Genomic DNA, 15,907 nt, shown 5'->3' on the forward strand with positions numbered 1-15,907 from the left:
CACCCTGTGCACGACCGCAACACAGGGCATCCTCTTTGAGGTCGCGCACTGGGTGCGCTCCTGCAACGATCAATCAAGGGGGCGGCGGCCACCGGAAACGCGATCGCGCTGTTCCAGGTCCTGCGCAGTGAAGACCTCCCGATAACCCGCCTGCTCCAGCAGCGCGCGCACCGCCGCGCCCTGGTTCCAGCCATGCTCCATCAGCAGCCAGCCATCCGGCTTGAGATGCGTCACCGCGTCACCGACGATGCGGCGAATGTCATCCAATCCGTCGTCGCCCGATGCCAACGCGCTGGCGGGTTCGAAACGCAGGTCACCCTGACCGAGATGCGGATCGTCCGCTTCGATGTAGGGCGGATTCGACGCGATCACATCGAACACCTGGCCGTGCAACGGCGATAACCAATCGCCCTGCGCGAACGCGACGTTGGCAATACCCAGCCTCGCGGCATTGCGTTGCGCCACGGCCAGTGCTGCCTCGCTGGCATCGGTGGCCAGCACCTGTGCGCTCTTGCACTCATGGGCGACGGCGAGTGCGATGGCACCGCTGCCGGTGCCCAGGTCAGCTACGCGTACCGGCACGGAGACAGGCAGACGGTCCAGCGCCAGTTCCACCAGCAACTCGGTTTCAGGCCGGGGAATCAGCGTCGCGGGCGTCACTTCCAGGTCGAGCGACCAGAAACCACGATGGCCCGTGATATAGGCCACCGGTTCGCCACCGGCGCGACGTTGCACCAGCGCATCGAACGCCGTCGCATGCGCGGCTTCCAGCTCGTCGTCCGCATGCGCGATCAGCCAGCTGCGGGGCTTGCCAAGCACGTGCACCAGCAACAGTTCCGCCTCGAGTCGATCGCCAAGCGCAGCCGCCGCACTGGCGAGAGCGTGGCGCACCTCAGCCACGACGCGACACCTGATGGACGGTGCTGAATCGATATGAGGTGGGCGACATGACGGCTTCCCGGGTCGAAAGGCCGACAGTGTAGTGCCTGCGCACGTGCGCTCAGACAGCTTCCGGATGCAGGTAGTGGTGCACCGCCTGGATCACCACCGAACCCTCGCCGACCCCGGAGGCCACGCGCTTGACCGAGCCGGCGCGCACGTCGCCCACGGCGTAGATGCCCGGCCGGGTGGTGGCATACGGCGATTCGAGCAGATGTCCTTCGGCGCAACGACCGGTCAGCACGAAACCCTTCTCGTCCAGCGCAAGGCAGTCCCTCAGCCAGTCGGTGTTCGGCTCCGCGCCGATCATCACGAACATGTTGCCCGCCTCGCACGCCGTGAGCTCACCGCTGTCGCGGTTGCGCCAGACGATCTGCTGCAGGCGGGGATCGCCGTTGAGCCCCACCACTTCGCTGCGCGCATGCAGCGTGATGGAAGGCGACTGCGCGATGCGCTGCACGAGGTAGTCGGACATGGTGGCTGCCAGACCGTTGGCACGCACCAGCACATGGACGTGCCTGGCGATGCGCGACAGGAAGACCGCCGCCTGCCCCGCCGAATTGCCGCCACCTACCACCACGACTTCTTCGTTCGCGCACAACTGCCCTTCCATCGCCGTCGCCGCGTAGTGGATGCCTTCGCCTTCGAAGCGCGCATAGCCGGGCACATCCAGTTTGCGGTAGCGCGCGCCAGTGGCGACGATGACGACCCGCGCAGTGACCATCTGCCCATCGTCCAGCCGCAACCGGTAGGGCTGCGCGCTGCAGTCGACACTCGCCGCCTGCCGGGACACGGCCAGACGCGCACCGAACTTCTGCGCCTGCGCCTGCGCGCGCCCCGCCAGTGCCTGGCCTGAGATGCCGGTGGGAAAGCCCAGGTAGTTTTCGATCTTCGACGACGTACCGGCCTGCCCGCCCGGCGCCATGCCTTCGAGCACGATGGTTGAGAGTCCCTCGGATGCCGCATACACGGCCGCGGCAAGGCCCGCCGGCCCGGCGCCCACGACGGCCACGTCGTATATGTGATCCGCGTCGATGACTTCGGTGAGCCCGAGTTCATCCGCCAGCTCGGCCGTGCTGGGGTTCTGCAGGAAGCATCGCTCGGGACAGATCACCACGGGCAACTGCTCGCGACGAAGCTGGAAGCATTCGATGAAACCTTCGGCATCGGGATCGAGCTCGGTATCGATCAACCGATGCGGATAGCCATTGCGCACGAGGAAGCGCTCGATGCGCAGCGTGTCCGCGCTATGCCCCGGCCCCACCACCACGACGCCGCCATAACCCATGCGGATCAGGCCCACGCGCCGCAGGATGAAGGCACGCATGATGATCTCGCTGATATCCGCCTCGGCGGCCACCATGCGGTGGAAATCCGCGGCGTGCACGCGGATCACGCGGCTGTCCATCGCAGCGCGCGCCGATGCCATGACGGCTCGACGATTGAACATGTTCATCTCGCCGCTGAACTGGCGCGCGGAGTACATGGTGAAGACGTTGGGATGACCATGCTTGTCGAGATCGAAAATCTCGACGAGGCCATCCAGCACCAGGAAAAAATCCACGCCACGTTCGCCGCGCTGGAACAGCACGGTGCCTGCCGCCACATGCTCCTCATGCCCGTACGGGGCGATGCGTTGCACCATGGACGGATCCAGGCGCGGAAACATCTGCTCCTTGCGGTTCATCGGATCCGTCGGGTCGTAGACGACCTCGGGCGCAGACTGCTCGGACATGCGAAACCTCGTCATGGCATCGGCCCGGCGTGGCGCTGCCAGGCGCTTCCTGGAGTCATCTCGGCGCGTGCAGCGGGGCTGCGCACGGCGCTCTTCGCATCGTGCGCCCGCTGGCGTGTCGCTCGCAAGTCAGGTCGAAGACGCCTGCATGGCACCCGTAATCGACTTGACGAGGCGTTCACGAAACCAGGCATGCGCCGGGTCGTCGTCCTTGGATTCGTGCCAGTAGGCCAGGATCGGTATCGCCCTGATGCGTATCGGCAGCGGTTGCAACGCCATGGGCAGCACGGGCTTCAGATGCTCGGCATAAGCCTTCGGCACGGTCAGCAGGAGATCGCTGGCGACGACGATCTGGCATGCCGCGAAATAGTGCTGCGCCACCATGCGGATCTCGCGGAACAGGCCGTTTTGGCCGAGCAGGGTATCCAGCGCGTTTGCCTCGCCCAGCGGCGAGACGATGACGTGTTGCGCGACGAGGTAGTCCGCCCGCGACAGTTGCCGGGCGAACGGGTGATCCCGACGCATCGCCACCACCAGCGTGTCGTCGAGCAGATGCTGGTGCGCGATGCGCGGACCGGCACGCAGGGGGCGATCGACCATGAAATCCAGCGAGCCGCCGCTCAACTCACGTTCCATCTCGTCGGCTGCCACGCGGCGGCTGACCAGGCGTACGCCGGGCGCCTCGCGACCGATCTCCGCCACCAGCCGCGGCAGGGCGATGGACTCCAGGATGTCGCGAAAGCCGATCGCGAATTCCATCTGCAGGCTTGCCGGAGTGAACGTGGCCTGCGTGTGCGCGCTGGCCAGCAGTCCCTTCAGGTGCGACTGCACCGCGGGCATCATCGCGCGCACCTTGTCGGTGGGCAGCAGCCGGTTGCCCTGCCGCACGAACAGAGGGTCTCCCAGCTGATCGCGCAGTCGCCCCAATGCGTGGGTGACCGCCGGCTGGGTCAGGTGCAGGGCGCGTGCCGCGGCACTCACGCCGCCATGGGTATAGATGGCGTCGAGCACGCGGAACAGGTTGAGATCGATGCGGTCCATATCGGCAAGGCATTCATGGAATTGATGACCTGCCATAAAGCATATTCATTTCAATCATTGGATGTCACCGGCGTAGGCTGCGACGGAATCAGGAGAACCGTTATGGACTTCACCGTTTCCGATCGCACCCAGGCATTGGCCGAACGCCTCAACCGCTTCATGCGCGAGGAGATCGCCCCCGCCGAGGCCGTCTATGCCGCCCAGCTCAGCGGCAGCGCCGACCACCGCGACTGGCGCCAGCCCGTGGTGATGGAGCAGCTGAAGGCCAAGGCACGCGCCGCTGGCCTGTGGAACCTGTTCCTGCCGGATCTCGAAGGCGGGCCGTGCCTGAGCAATCTCGAGTACGCGCCGCTGGCCGAGATCATGGGCCACTCGTTCATCGCGCCCGAGGTGTTCAATTGCAGCGCGCCGGACACCGGCAACATGGAAGTGCTGCATCGCTACGGCTCTCGCGCACAGCGCGAACGCTGGCTGCAACCGCTGCTCGACGGCGAGATCCGCTCCGGCTTCGCGATGACCGAGCCGGACGTGGCCTCCTCCGACGCCACCAACATGCAGGCCACCGCGCGCATCGAAGGCGACGAGGTAGTGCTCGATGGCCGCAAGTGGTGGACCACCGGACTCGGCCATCCGCACTGCCGCTTCGTGATCTTCATGGGCCTGAGCGACGCGGAGGCCGAACCGCATCGCCGCCACAGCATGGTGATCTGTCCGCTGGACGCACCGGGCGTGCATATCGAGCGCATGCTGCCGGTGTTCCACGATTACGACGAACCCTCGGGCCACGGCGAACTCAGCTTCAGCCATGTGCGCCTGCCGGTGGAGAACATCATCCTCGGCCCGGGACGCGGCTTCGAGATCGCGCAGGGTCGCCTCGGTCCCGGTCGCGTGCATCACTGCATGCGCGCCCTGGGCGCAGCGGAACGCGCCTTGTCCCTGCTCTGCCAGCGTGCGCAATCGCGCGTCGCGTTCGGCAAGCCCTTGCTCAAGCTCGGCGGCAACGCGGACATCGTCGCGAACCTGCGCATGGCGATCGAGCAGGCGCGGTTGCTCACGTTGAAGACGGCGTGGACGCTCGACACCCAGGGCCCGAAGGCGGCGCTCAGCCTGATCTCCCAGATCAAGGTGGTGGTACCCGCCGTGGCGCAACAGGCCGCCGATGCAGCCATCCAGATCCACGGCGGCGCCGGCCTCAGTGACGATTTCCCGCTGACCCAGCTGTTTGCCTACGCACGCGTGCTGCGCCTCGCGGACGGCCCCGACGAAGTGCATCGCGCCGTCATCGCCAAGCTCGAAGCCAAGGCGCAGCTCGCACGGGAGCACCACGCATGACCGCCATCCCCGACCAGGCCCGCGCGGTACGCGAAGAGGATGCGTTCGACGTCGCGCGCGTCGACGCGTTCCTCAAGCAACACATCGATGGCCTCGACGGGGTGCCGACGGTGAAGCAGTTTCCCGGCGGCGCCTCCAACCTCACCTATTTGCTCAGCTACGCGAACCGCGAACTGGTGCTGCGTCGCCCGCCGCGCGGTGCGAAGGCCAAATCCGCGCACGACATGCTGCGCGAGGCGCGCGTGATGGACGCGCTGAAGCCGAGCTATCCCTACGTGCCAGCGATCCTCGCGCGTTGCGACGACGCGGAAGTGATCGGCCAGGATTTCTATGTGATGGAGCGCCTCAATGGCACCATCCTGCGCCGCGACCTGCCGCCCGAACTGGGGCTGGACCACGACGGCGTGCACCAGCTCTGCCTCGGCTTCGTGGATCGGTTGATCGACCTGCATCGCGTCGATACGCAGCAACCGGCCTTGCGCGAACTCGGCAAGGGCGAGGGTTACATCGCGCGCCAGGTGGCCGGCTGGAACGAACGCTGGCGACAGGCGGCGACTGATGGCTCCGACCCCTGTGAGGATGTGATGGCCTGGCTGGCCGCAAGCCAGCCGCCTCATGACAACGCGAGCTGCGTGATCCACAACGACTACCGCTTCGACAACGTCGTGCTGGCACCGGACAACCCGCTGGACATCATCGGCGTGCTGGACTGGGAAATGGCTACCATCGGCGATCCGTTGATGGATCTCGGCGGCTCGCTGGCCTATTGGGTGCAGGCGGACGACGACAAGGTGTTCCAGTCGTTTCGTCGCCAGCCCACGCATGAGGCCGGCACGCTCACTCGCGCGGAAGTCGTTGCGTATTACGGCGAGCGCAGCGGCCTGGATGTCTCGCGCTTCGGCTTCTACGAAGTGTTCGGCCTGTTCCGCCTGATGGTGATCATCCAGCAGATCTACCGACGCTACGCGCTGGGCCAGACCACCAATCCGCAATTCGCCGGCTTTGGCGACGCCGCGCGTTACATGGGCATGCGCTGCCGTCGCCTGATTGCGGCCGAAGGCTGAGCCATGGCTGAGCTGTTGTTGATACGCCACGGCCAGGCCAGCTTCAGCGCCGAGGACTATGACCAGCTGTCGCCGGTGGGCGAACGGCAATCCGTACTGCTGGGCGAGTGGCTGGCCGAGTGCGGGCCGATGCCGGAGCAGATCGCGATCGGGCCACGTGTGCGGCACCGCGATACCGCCGAGCATTGCCTGCGCGCCGCGGGCGTGTCACCGCCTTCACTGCTGCTGCAAGGACTGGACGAAGTCGACCACCACGAGCTGCTTGCACGCCTGCGCCCGGACCTCGCCGCGCCGGGCGCACTGCGCGCCGCCGTGAAGCAGAGCGACGATCCGCACCGCGCCTTCCAGCGCCTGTTCGTCGAAGCACTCGATCGCTGGTCGAGCGGCGAATACGACGCCGAGTACAGCTGCAGCTGGGCCACGTTTCGCACTAACGTACTCGCCGCGTTGCAGACCCTGGCCGAGCATCCGGCCCGGACCATCTGGGCGTTCACCTCCGGCGGCCCTATCGCCGTGATCGCCAGCGCCCTGCTGGATACGCCGCCGGCGCAGGCGTTCCGCCTGAGCTGGCCGCTGGTGAACACCGGCGTGACGCGGGTTCGGCTAGGTTCGCGCACATCGACGCTGGTGACCTACAACGCGTGGCCACACCTGGAACGCACAGGCGAGGCCGGGCTGATGACATTGCGATGAGCCTCACCTTTCCTCCTCGCCCAACCTCCCGTCATTCCCGCGAAAGCCGGAGGCGCTTTATAACAGCCGAAGGCTGGTCATCCAGTGTCTTTCCCGTCACAACGGTCGGCAAGGGCGCGCGCCAAGTCGCTGGATTCCGGCTTTCGCCGGAATGACGACTCACCAATCTTTAGCAGTTCCAAGGAAACTCACCCATGACCGCACCGAATCCGTTCGACCTCACCGGCAAGATCGCCATCGTCACCGGCGCGAGCCGCGGCATCGGCGAGGAAATCGCAAAACTGCTGGCCGCACAGGGTGCGCACGTGGTCGTCTCTAGCCGCAAGCAGGCCGACTGCCAGGCAGTGGTCGACGCGATCGCGGCCGCGGGCGGCTCCGCCGAAGCCATCGCCTGCCATATCGGCGAGATGGAGCAGATCGCATCGCTGTACGAACAGGTGGAAAGCAGGCATGGGCGCCTCGACATCCTCGTCAACAACGCCGCCACCAATCCGTTCTTCGGTCACATCCTCGACACCGAGCCGTCGGTGTTCCAGAAGACGATCGACGTCAACATCCGCGGTTACTTCTACATGTCCACGCATGGCGCGCGCCTGATGGTGAAGAACGGTGGCGGCTCGATAATCAACGTCGCCTCGGTGAACGGTGTGGTGCCCGGTTTCCAGCAGGCCATCTATTCGATCACCAAGGCCGCCGTCATCTCGATGACCAAGGCGTTTGCGGTGGAATGTGCCGAACAGGGCGTGCGCTGCAACGCGCTGCTGCCGGGCCTGACCGACACCAAGTTCGCCTCGGTACTGGTGAACACACCGGCCATCCTCAAGCAGGCGCTGGCACACGTGCCGATGCGCCGCGTGGCCCAGCCGTCCGAGATGGCCGGCGCCGCGTTGTATCTCGCCTCCGATGCCGCTTCGTACACCACCGGCTCGGTGTTGAACGTCGATGGCGGCTATCTCAGCGTTTGAACCCAGGGGAACAGGCATGACTTCACCGCAACACCTGCGCGCTGCCGGCAAGCGCGCCTTCATCACCGGTGCCGCGGGCGGCCTGGGTTCGGCCATGGCGCGCATGCTGGCCCGCCACGGCGCCAAGGTGTTCCTCACTGACCTCGACGGCGATGCTGCTTCGGCGCTGGCCGACGAGATCAACCGCGAGGCGGGCAGCCAGGTCGCCTGGTCCGCACCGCAGGATGTCCGCGACGAATCGAACTGGGAACGCCTGCTGGCGGAGGCTGCGCTGGCGATGGGTGGCATCTCGGTACTGGTGAACAACGCCGGCATCGGCTCGCTGGGCGCGATCGGTGCCATCGAGCTGAAGGAGTGGCGTCGCGTGATGGGCGTCAACGTGGAAAGCGTGATGCTTGGCTGCAAGCATGCGATGCCCTATCTGCGCGACGCGCAGCCCGCCTCCATCATCAACATCTCCTCGCTGGCCGCCTTCAAGGTTGATCCGGATTACACGGCCTACAACACCTCCAAGGCGGCGGTCGCAATGCTCACCAAGTCCGTGGCCGTGGACTGCGCGCGGCAGAAGATCGACGTGCGCTGCAATTCGATCCACCCCGCGTTCATTCGCACCGGCATCATTACGCCCTTCTTCGACGCCCTTGGCGAAGACGAAGCCACGCGCAAGCTGGTGCGCGGCATTCCCCTGCGTCGACTCGGCGATCCCGACGATGTCGCCTACGCGGTCCTTTATCTCGCTTCCGACGAAAGCCGCTACGTCACTGCCGCCGAGCTGGTGCTCGATGGCGGCGCGTGCGCTGTCTGATCCACGGAGTTATCGCCATGACTTACACGAACCGCCAACTGCTGTTGAAGACCCGCCCGGAAGGCCTCGTCAGCCAGGACAACTTCGAGCTGCGCGAAACGGCCACGCCTGAACTCCAGGACGGCCAGGCGCTGGTGCGCGTGCTGTACCTGTCGATGGATCCCACCAACCGGGTGTGGATGAGCGACGTGCCCCAGTACATGCCGCCGGTCGCCATCGGCGAAGTGATGCGCGGCATCGGCATCGGCCGTGTCGTCGCCTCCAAGGCCAGCCACTACGCCGTGGGCGATCTCGTGCAGGGCCTCGTCGGCTGGCAGGACTACGCCGTGCTGGACGAAGGCAAGAAGGACTACTGGGCGAAACTGCCGCCCAAGCCGCCGGTCGCATTGCCCACCCTGCTCGGCGCCTGCGGCTTCAGCGGCATCACCGCGCATTACGGCCTCACCGAGATCGCACCGGTGCAGGCCGGCGAAACCCTGGTGGTGTCGGCCGCAGCCGGCTCGGTGGGTTCCATCGCCGGCCAGATCGGCAAGCTGCGCGGTGCGCGCGTGGTCGGCATCGCCGGTGGCGCGGAGAAGTGCCGCCACCTGGTCGATGACCTCGGCTTCGATGCCGCTGTCGACTACAAGGCTGAGGACTTCAAGCAGCAACTCGCGGCAGCCACGCCTGACGGCGTGCACGTGAACTTCGAAAACGTCGGTGGCCCGGTGATGCGCGCGGTGCTTTCGCGCATGGTCAACGGCGGTCGCGTCGCGTTGTGCGGACTCATCGCCAACTACGCCAGCGGCGGCAAACCTTCCGACGACTACAGCGTCATCATCGTCAAGCGCCTCACCGTCCGCGGCTTCCTCGCCTTCGATTACAAGAACCAGCAAGGTGCCGTGCAGGACCTGGTCGGCTGGGTGATGAGCGGGAAGATCAAGGCAGGCGAAACCGTCGCCGATGGCCTGGAAAACGCACCTACCGTGCTCAATCGGCTGTTCGATGGCAGCCACACGGGCAAGCTGGTGTTGCGCGTGAGCGAAGACGGCTGAGCTACGGCGCGACGCGTGACCCGGAGCATGAAGTCGCCTCCGGGTTACGCAAGCATTCGACTCGGCGTCCGCCCCGCTTGCGCGGGCACGATCAGCTCACCCGACCTGTCATGACCAGCTTGTCGACCGTATAGCCGCGCAGCACCGCGCGGTCGCACAGCTCGTCGAACAATGACTTTTCCATGCGCGGCGTGCGCGAGAGTATCCAGAGGTATTTCCGGCTTGGACTGCCGACCACGGCCCAGCCGTAGTCGGGATCGAGGTCGATCACCCAGTAGTCGGCCCACACGAACGGCACCCAGGCGAGCCAGGCCGGCGCGAAGCGCACCTCCAGCGATCCCGCCCCACTCTTTCCCGGGCGTGCCAGGCCTTCGGCGACATCGGCGACGTCGCGGCGCGTGCGGCATACGTTGCGTACATCGAGCTTGCCATCGGTGCGCAGCGTGTAATCGGCGGTCACGTGATCGATGCATTGCCGCTGGAAATACATCGGCAAATGCGCGATCTCGTGCCAGTGTCCGGCGTAGCGCGCGAGATCGATCTGCGCGATCGGCTGGTTGACCAGGCCGCGGGCCAGCGAAGGTACGGTCGTTGCAGCGGACATGCATCGGCTCCCGAGCGTCGGCAAGCTTCGATATAGGGGACCCACGGTCGGCACGGCGTGACGGCCACACCAGCACGCAGGCTTGCCCATAAAAAAACGCCGGACGATTCGCATCGCCCGGCGTTTCGTTTCAGCAGCGCATCAGCGCAGGATCGATGCGGCGTCCTGCTTCTGCACCAGCGAGTGGCACAGCACGGTCGACTCGGTGGTCTGGGCCAGGCCGCGTTCGGCACCGCTCACCTGCTTGGCGCGATCCTTGAAGAACGCCTGCAGGCGATCCGCCTCGTCCTGCGAGCAGCCACCGCCGCCCACGAGTTCCGGCAGACGGCCACCGGAGAAGCTGCCCGTGCGCTCCACGATCTTGTCGTAGTTGGTGGTCGCCCACTGCCACGAGTCGTCGCGCTCCTTGCGGGTATCGCGGCCGCCGCGCAGCAGCATGCCCATCTCGCCCACCTTCACCTTCTTGTCGAGGGCGAAGTCACGCACCTGGTTGGCCTGCGACGCATCGTTCACTTCGCTCAGGCCAGCGAGCATGGCATTGCGCAGCGCCGGATCGCTGGTCTGCGGCAGTTCGGCGATCAGGGCATCCACGGCGGGCTTGCCGCGTTCCTGCACGGCAACGCCGAGTGCGGCGCCGAGCAGATCCGAATCGGCCGCGGCGAGGTCGAGGCGACCATCGGCCTTGCGCTTGAGCGCGGCGTCGCCCTGCTTGAGCAGTTCGGCGCGCACTTCCGGCAGCTTCACCGTCAGCGCGAGTTCGTCGGCCAGCGTGCTACGCATCAGCGAGTCGGTGTCCGCCTCGTTCGCCTTGCGGTGGTAGCCCAGCTGCTGCATGCGCGGCAGGTAGGCGGCCTTGGCCCACGCGGCAAGCTTGGCGCGCTGTGCGTCGGTCTGCGCCAGGTTGCGGTTGATCCAGTTGAAGCTGGTCAGCGGCGCGGTGGCCACCTCGCGCGTCTTGGACGAGGTCAGCGGCTTGAGCGCGGCGAGCACGTCGCCGGCATCGAGATCGCCGTGCTTGAAGCTGGCGTACACCGCATCGGCGTAAGCGAGCTGCTCGGCATCGTCGAGCTTGTTGATCTGCTTGCCGAGGTTGGCCAGGTCGTTCTTGGCCATCGCGAAGCGGTAGTAGCCGCTGCCATTGGCATTCGGCAGCACCCACGTACCCTTGCTCGCGCCTTCGAGCACCATGCTGCCCTCGGCCTTGTCGAACAGTTCGCAGCTCACCTTGGTGCCGCTGGCGGTAGCGAAGCGCACGCACATCGGCACGCCCCACACCTGCTTGTCGTCACCCTTGCTGCCTACCGGCAGGTAGCGGTTCTGGGTGAGGTGCAGCACGGTCTTGCCGTTTTCCTCGGTCAGCTTGGTCTGCACATAGGGCACGCCCGGCTGGTTGAGGAAGCTCTTGAACGCCTGCTTGAAGTCGTTGCCCTTGTCGGCAGCCTTGGCGATGGCGTCGATCAGGTCGTCGGCGGTGGCGTTGCCGTACTTGTGATCCTGGATGTAGGCGCGCATGCCCTTCTGGAACACGGGCTCGCTCACATAGCCTTCGAACATGCCCAGCACCGCGGCACCCTTCTGGTAGGTGATGCCGTCGAACGCGGTCTCGATGTCGCCGTTGCCGGTGATCGGCTGGCGGATCTTGCGCGTGGTGACCAGGCTGTCGCCGTTCATCGCGCCCTGCGCGCCACGCACGCGGTCGAGGTCGGCGCGGTATTCCGGGTGCACCTTCTGCGTCACCTTCTGCTGCATCCAGGTGGCGAAGGCTTCGTTGAGCCACAGGTCGTCCCACCAGGCCAGCGTCACGGTGTCGCCGGTCCACTGGTGGGCCAGCTCATGCGCGGTGACGTTGAACGAACCGCGCACGTAGTTGGCCGGGGAATCCGGATCGAGCAGCAGCAGCCAGTCGCGGAAGGTGACCAGGCCCGGGTTCTCCATCGCACCCGCGGAGAAGTCCGGCGCAGCGAGCAGGTCGAGCTTGTCCCACGGATAGCCGAAGCCGTAGTAGTCCTCGAGCGTGTGGATGATGCTCGGCGTTTCGCCCAGCACGTGCTGCATGCGATGGCCTTCGCCCTGCGCGGCAATGCCACGCAGTTCCAGGTTGCCTTCGCGATAGGCGGTGGCCGAGATGTCCGGACCCTTCACCACGTCCCACGGACCCACGCCGAACGCGACGAGGTAGGTCGGCAGCGGCTTGGTGGTGGAGAAGGTCAGCTTCTTCCAGCCGTCGCCGGCCTTCTCTTCCTTCACCTGCTTGGTGTTGGCCACGCCCACTTCATCGTTGGGGATGGTCAGGCGGATGTCGAACGGCGTCTTGAAGCCGGGTTCGTCGAAACCGGGGAACGCGAAGCGCGCGCTGATCGGCTCCATCTGCGTCATCGCATACGGCTGGCCCTTGTGGCTGACCTTGTACAGGCCCTGCAGCTGCTGGTTGAGCGGCGCGGTGTATTCGAACGCCAGCGTCAGCTCCTGCGCCTTCAGCGTGCTGCCGAAGTCGATGCGCACCACGCCTTCCTGCGGCGCCACTTCCACGTACTTGGCCGCGTGCTTCTTGCCGGCGGCGTCGGTCACGGTCACCTTGCTGACCTTCAGCTCACGGCCGTGCAGCCACAGGTGGTCGGACGCCTGGTCCAGCTTCACCTTGATGGTGGTGGTGCCGGAAAAATCCTGCTGGCGCGGGTCGACCTTGAAATCGAGCTGGTACGACTCCGGCTGGGCCCAGCCCGGCAGCTTGCCATGCGGCTGGTCATCGGCGCCCGGCGCGGCCAGGGCGGCGGCACAACAGGTCGCGAGAGCGGTGAGGACAAAAGGACGAACGAGACGACGCATGCGGGTACTCCCCTGGGACAGACATAAACGTTGACGCTAGGCTGAGCCATGACGAACGACCCAGTGCCAGAAGGCATGGTGTCCCAGCCTTCACCCCAGAACGAGACGCATCTCACCAGCGAAAGCATCAAGGCCGGGCAAGCCTGACCGGGAACAGCACTATTGCCCAAGACGATGGATGACACCAAAATCATAGGCACCACCTATGAAATACGTGGACGTCCGACATGAACCTGCGTGACCTGCATTACCTCGTGGCCCTGGCCGAGCATCGCCACTTCGGCCGCGCGGCCGAAGCGAGCTTCGTGAGCCAGCCCACGCTGTCCACGCAGATCAAGAAACTGGAGGACGAGCTGGGCGTCGCGCTGGTCGAGCGCACGCCGCGCAAGGTGCTGCTGACCGAGACCGGCCGTGAGATCGCCCGCCGCGCGCGTGGCGTACTGTCGGAGATCGACGAGATCAAGGCGATCGCGCAGCGCACGCGCGATCCGGAGTCGGGCACGCTGCGCCTGGGCATCTTTCCCACGCTCGGCCCCTACCTGCTGCCGCACCTCGTGCCGCTGGTCCGCAAGCATTTCCCCCGGCTGGAGCTGCTGCTGGTCGAGGAGAAGACCGAGCAGGTGATACGCATGCTGCGCGAAGGGTCGCTCGACGTGGGCATCCTCGCCCTGCCCCTGCACGAAGACAGCCTGCATGCGGAATTCCTGTTCGAGGAGCCCTTCGTGCTCGCCGTGCCCGAGGATCATCCGTTGGCGCACAAGCAGAAGCGCCTGAAGCTGGACGACCTCGAAGACGAAAGCCTGCTGTTGCTGGAAGACGGCCACTGCATGCGCGACCAGGCGCTGGAGGTATGCCAGCTGGCCGGCGCCGGCGAGCGCTCGGGCTTTCGCGCCACCAGCCTGGAAACGTTGCGACAGATGGTGGCGGCGAACGTCGGCATCACCTTGCTGCCGACGCTGGCGATCAAGCCGCCGGTGGCGCGCACCGACAACGTGCACCTGCTGGAATTCGCCGGTCATCCGCCGAGCCGGCGGATCGCGCTGGTGTGGCGCAAGAGTTCGTCGATGGCGACCTTCCTCAAGCGCTTTGCCGACGTGATCCACGCGTTGCCCGCCGACCTGCTGCAGCCAAACGTGGCGGATGCGCAGCCCGCCAGGCGCAGCGGGAAATAGCGAGGCATGCAGCGCTTCCTGCTGATCGCCGTAATGGTGATCGTGGCCATGGGTGCGGCGCACTGGTGGCGCCATCGCCCGCTCGCGACTTCACCCGGCGTGCTCGCGCCCGATACTCCCGAACAGATCGACCTCGACGACGGTGCAACGCTGCAGCGCGGCGACATCACGCTGAAGACGCGGGCCCATTTCGCGCTCACCGCGCGCGTGCTGTCACGCGAGGACTATCGACTCGATGCCGGCGCCAGCCTCGCACCGGTCGATCTCGCGCTGGGCTGGGGCCGCATGTCGGATACTCAGGTGCTGCACGACATCACGATCAGCCAGGAAAACCGCTACTATCACTGGCATGTCGAGCACTTTCCGATTCCGCAGCGAGAGATCGAGACCTCCAGCGCCAACATGCACATGATCCCCGCTGACGATGTGGTGCGACAGGAACTGGAACGCGTCCGCACCGGCGAGATCGTGCACCTCGAAGGTTTCCTCGTCGACGCCAGCCGTCCCGACGGCTGGCACTGGCGTACATCCATGACACGCGAAGACACCGGCAACGGTGCGTGCGAACTGGTCTACGTCGAAAGCCTGGAACCCGTAACGCCCTGATCGCCCTTCCTGTAGGAGCGCACCCAGTGCGCGAAAAGCCTACGAAGCCATGATCCCAGCGACGCGATGACAACCGTCGGCGACAACACCACGGTCCGCTTTTCCTGTGGGAGCGCACCCTGTGCGCGACAAGCCTTCGGAGCGGTGACACCGATGCGCTGCGGTCGCGCACAGGGTGCGCTCCCACAACGAAGATCGAAGCCGCTCTCAGTAACGCAACAAAGCCTCCAACGGCGCACCATCCCGCCAACGCGCCCTGCCCTGCAGTGCCGCCAGTTCGATCACCACGCTGGCACCGACCAGCTGCGCACCGAGCTTTTCCACCAACGCGCGCGCCGCGGCAAGCGTGCCACCCGTGGCCAGCACGTCGTCGACCAGCAGAACGCGTTCATTCGCATGCAAGGCATCGTTGCGCGCTTCCAGGCGATCCACGCCGTATTCCAGTTCGTAGTCGACCGCAACCACCGGAGGCGGCAGCTTGCCGGGCTTGCGCAGCGGCACGAAGCCGGCGTGCAGCTTCTGCGCCAGCGCGGCGCCGAAGATGAAACCGCGCGATTCGATGCCGCATACCGCCTGCACGCCACTGCCCAGCCAGGGTTCGGCCAAAGCGTCGATACAACGGGCGAAACCACCGGCGTCGGCCAACAGCGGCGTGATATCGCGAAACACCACGCCCGGTTTCGGGAAATCCGGCACGGCGCGGATCAGTGATTCGATCTGTTGCAGGGAAATGTCCAAGGACGGCTCCGATGTCCGCGCGCCACGGCGCTGTTCATCGCTCACGATACCGCCCGCGACGACGAAAGACTCAGCCGAAGGCCGGCTGTGGCGCGTCCGGATCCTGGTCGGGATCGCTCAGTGCAAGCCGCGCCTCGACCAGGTCGCGTTCCACTTCGCGCACCACCCGTTCTGCCGCCGCAAGGCTCGCCTCGGGCACCAGCACGGCGACGTAATCCAATGCCGGCAGCTGGCCCACTGCACCGGTGAGGTATTCGCCGGAAACGAAGGCGGGGATCTCCGCGCGCTCCAGCGCGTCCTTCATCAGGTGGGCGTCGATGAGGCTTTCGGCTCGGTAGGCGATGCGCATGGGG

At 65.9% G+C, this 15,907-nt stretch carries 15 protein-coding genes; 8 read left to right on the top strand and 7 right to left on the bottom strand.

The window, feature by feature from the left end; genetic code table 11:
• Window positions 1-69: 69 nt before the first annotated feature.
• The 3 genes from prmC to EPB08_RS12755 form a co-directional block, all read right to left on the bottom strand.
• A complete protein-coding gene (gene prmC, locus EPB08_RS12745; RefSeq protein ID WP_130619494.1) occupies window positions 70-900 on the bottom strand; it encodes a peptide chain release factor N(5)-glutamine methyltransferase in 831 nt (276 codons plus the stop codon).
• Window positions 901-1,000: 100 nt separating this feature from the next.
• Entirely contained in the window at window positions 1,001-2,674 is a 1,674-nt protein-coding gene (locus EPB08_RS12750) for an FAD-dependent oxidoreductase (protein ID WP_130619495.1), read from the bottom strand.
• Between the two features lie 129 nt (window positions 2,675-2,803).
• The gene (locus tag EPB08_RS12755) at window positions 2,804-3,751 is read right to left on the bottom strand and encodes a LysR family transcriptional regulator (protein WP_229238325.1); all 948 of its coding nucleotides are present in this window, start codon (window positions 3,749-3,751) and stop codon (window positions 2,804-2,806) included.
• 66 nt (window positions 3,752-3,817) lie between these two features.
• Here EPB08_RS12755 and EPB08_RS12760 point away from each other — a divergent pair, with 66 nt between their 5' ends.
• The 6 genes from EPB08_RS12760 (at window position 3,818) to EPB08_RS12785 (ending at window position 9,608) form a co-directional block, all read left to right on the top strand.
• The gene (locus EPB08_RS12760; RefSeq protein WP_130619496.1) at window positions 3,818-5,047 is read left to right on the top strand and encodes an acyl-CoA dehydrogenase family protein; all 1,230 of its coding nucleotides are present in this window, start codon (window positions 3,818-3,820) and stop codon (window positions 5,045-5,047) included.
• A complete protein-coding gene (locus tag EPB08_RS12765) occupies window positions 5,044-6,111 on the top strand; it encodes a phosphotransferase family protein (protein ID WP_130619497.1) in 1,068 nt (355 codons plus the stop codon). Before EPB08_RS12760 ends, EPB08_RS12765 begins: the two co-directional genes overlap by 4 nt.
• A 3-nt stretch (window positions 6,112-6,114) precedes the next feature.
• Window positions 6,115-6,804, top strand: a complete 690-nt coding sequence (locus EPB08_RS12770) for a histidine phosphatase family protein (RefSeq protein WP_130619498.1) — start codon at window positions 6,115-6,117, stop codon at window positions 6,802-6,804.
• 194 nt (window positions 6,805-6,998) lie between these two features.
• Window positions 6,999-7,769, top strand: coding sequence for an SDR family oxidoreductase (locus EPB08_RS12775; protein ID WP_130619499.1), 771 nt, complete (start codon window positions 6,999-7,001; stop codon window positions 7,767-7,769).
• Window positions 7,770-7,785: 16 nt separating this feature from the next.
• Window positions 7,786-8,574 carry an SDR family oxidoreductase gene (locus EPB08_RS12780; RefSeq protein WP_130619500.1) on the top strand — a complete coding sequence of 263 codons (789 nt, stop codon included), beginning with the start codon at window positions 7,786-7,788 and terminating at the stop codon, window positions 8,572-8,574.
• A 17-nt stretch (window positions 8,575-8,591) separates the two neighbouring features.
• The gene (locus EPB08_RS12785; RefSeq protein ID WP_130619501.1) at window positions 8,592-9,608 is read left to right on the top strand and encodes an NADP-dependent oxidoreductase; all 1,017 of its coding nucleotides are present in this window, start codon (window positions 8,592-8,594) and stop codon (window positions 9,606-9,608) included.
• Between the two features lie 91 nt (window positions 9,609-9,699).
• On the opposite strand, the gene EPB08_RS12790 is transcribed toward EPB08_RS12785, so the two are convergent.
• Window positions 9,700-10,212: a lipocalin family protein gene (locus tag EPB08_RS12790; RefSeq protein ID WP_130619502.1), complete on the bottom strand. Its 513-nt coding sequence runs from the start codon at window positions 10,210-10,212 to the stop codon at window positions 9,700-9,702.
• A gap of 141 nt (window positions 10,213-10,353) precedes the next feature.
• Window positions 10,354-13,038 carry a M1 family metallopeptidase gene (locus tag EPB08_RS12795; protein WP_130619503.1) on the bottom strand — a complete coding sequence of 895 codons (2,685 nt, stop codon included), beginning with the start codon at window positions 13,036-13,038 and terminating at the stop codon, window positions 10,354-10,356.
• Between the two features lie 227 nt (window positions 13,039-13,265).
• Here EPB08_RS12795 and oxyR point away from each other — a divergent pair, with 227 nt between their 5' ends.
• Both oxyR and EPB08_RS12805 read left to right on the top strand, forming a co-directional pair.
• Window positions 13,266-14,210, top strand: a complete 945-nt coding sequence (gene oxyR, locus EPB08_RS12800; protein ID WP_130619504.1) for a DNA-binding transcriptional regulator OxyR — start codon at window positions 13,266-13,268, stop codon at window positions 14,208-14,210.
• Window positions 14,211-14,216: 6 nt separating this feature from the next.
• Window positions 14,217-14,816 (top strand): hypothetical protein, encoded by a 600-nt coding sequence (locus tag EPB08_RS12805; RefSeq protein WP_130619505.1) that lies wholly within the window; start codon window positions 14,217-14,219, stop codon window positions 14,814-14,816.
• 207 nt (window positions 14,817-15,023) lie between these two features.
• Here EPB08_RS12805 and EPB08_RS12810 read toward each other — a convergent pair whose 3' ends face one another.
• The gene (locus EPB08_RS12810; protein ID WP_425598256.1) at window positions 15,024-15,554 is read right to left on the bottom strand and encodes an adenine phosphoribosyltransferase; all 531 of its coding nucleotides are present in this window, start codon (window positions 15,552-15,554) and stop codon (window positions 15,024-15,026) included.
• 70 nt (window positions 15,555-15,624) lie between these two features.
• Window positions 15,625-15,903, bottom strand: coding sequence for a putative signal transducing protein (locus EPB08_RS12815; RefSeq protein ID WP_130619506.1), 279 nt, complete (start codon window positions 15,901-15,903; stop codon window positions 15,625-15,627).
• Window positions 15,904-15,907: the final 4 nt, after the last annotated feature.

Source organism: Dyella amyloliquefaciens, assembly GCF_004296575.1.
In the GTDB taxonomy this organism is placed as follows: domain Bacteria; phylum Pseudomonadota; class Gammaproteobacteria; order Xanthomonadales; family Rhodanobacteraceae; genus Dyella; species Dyella amyloliquefaciens.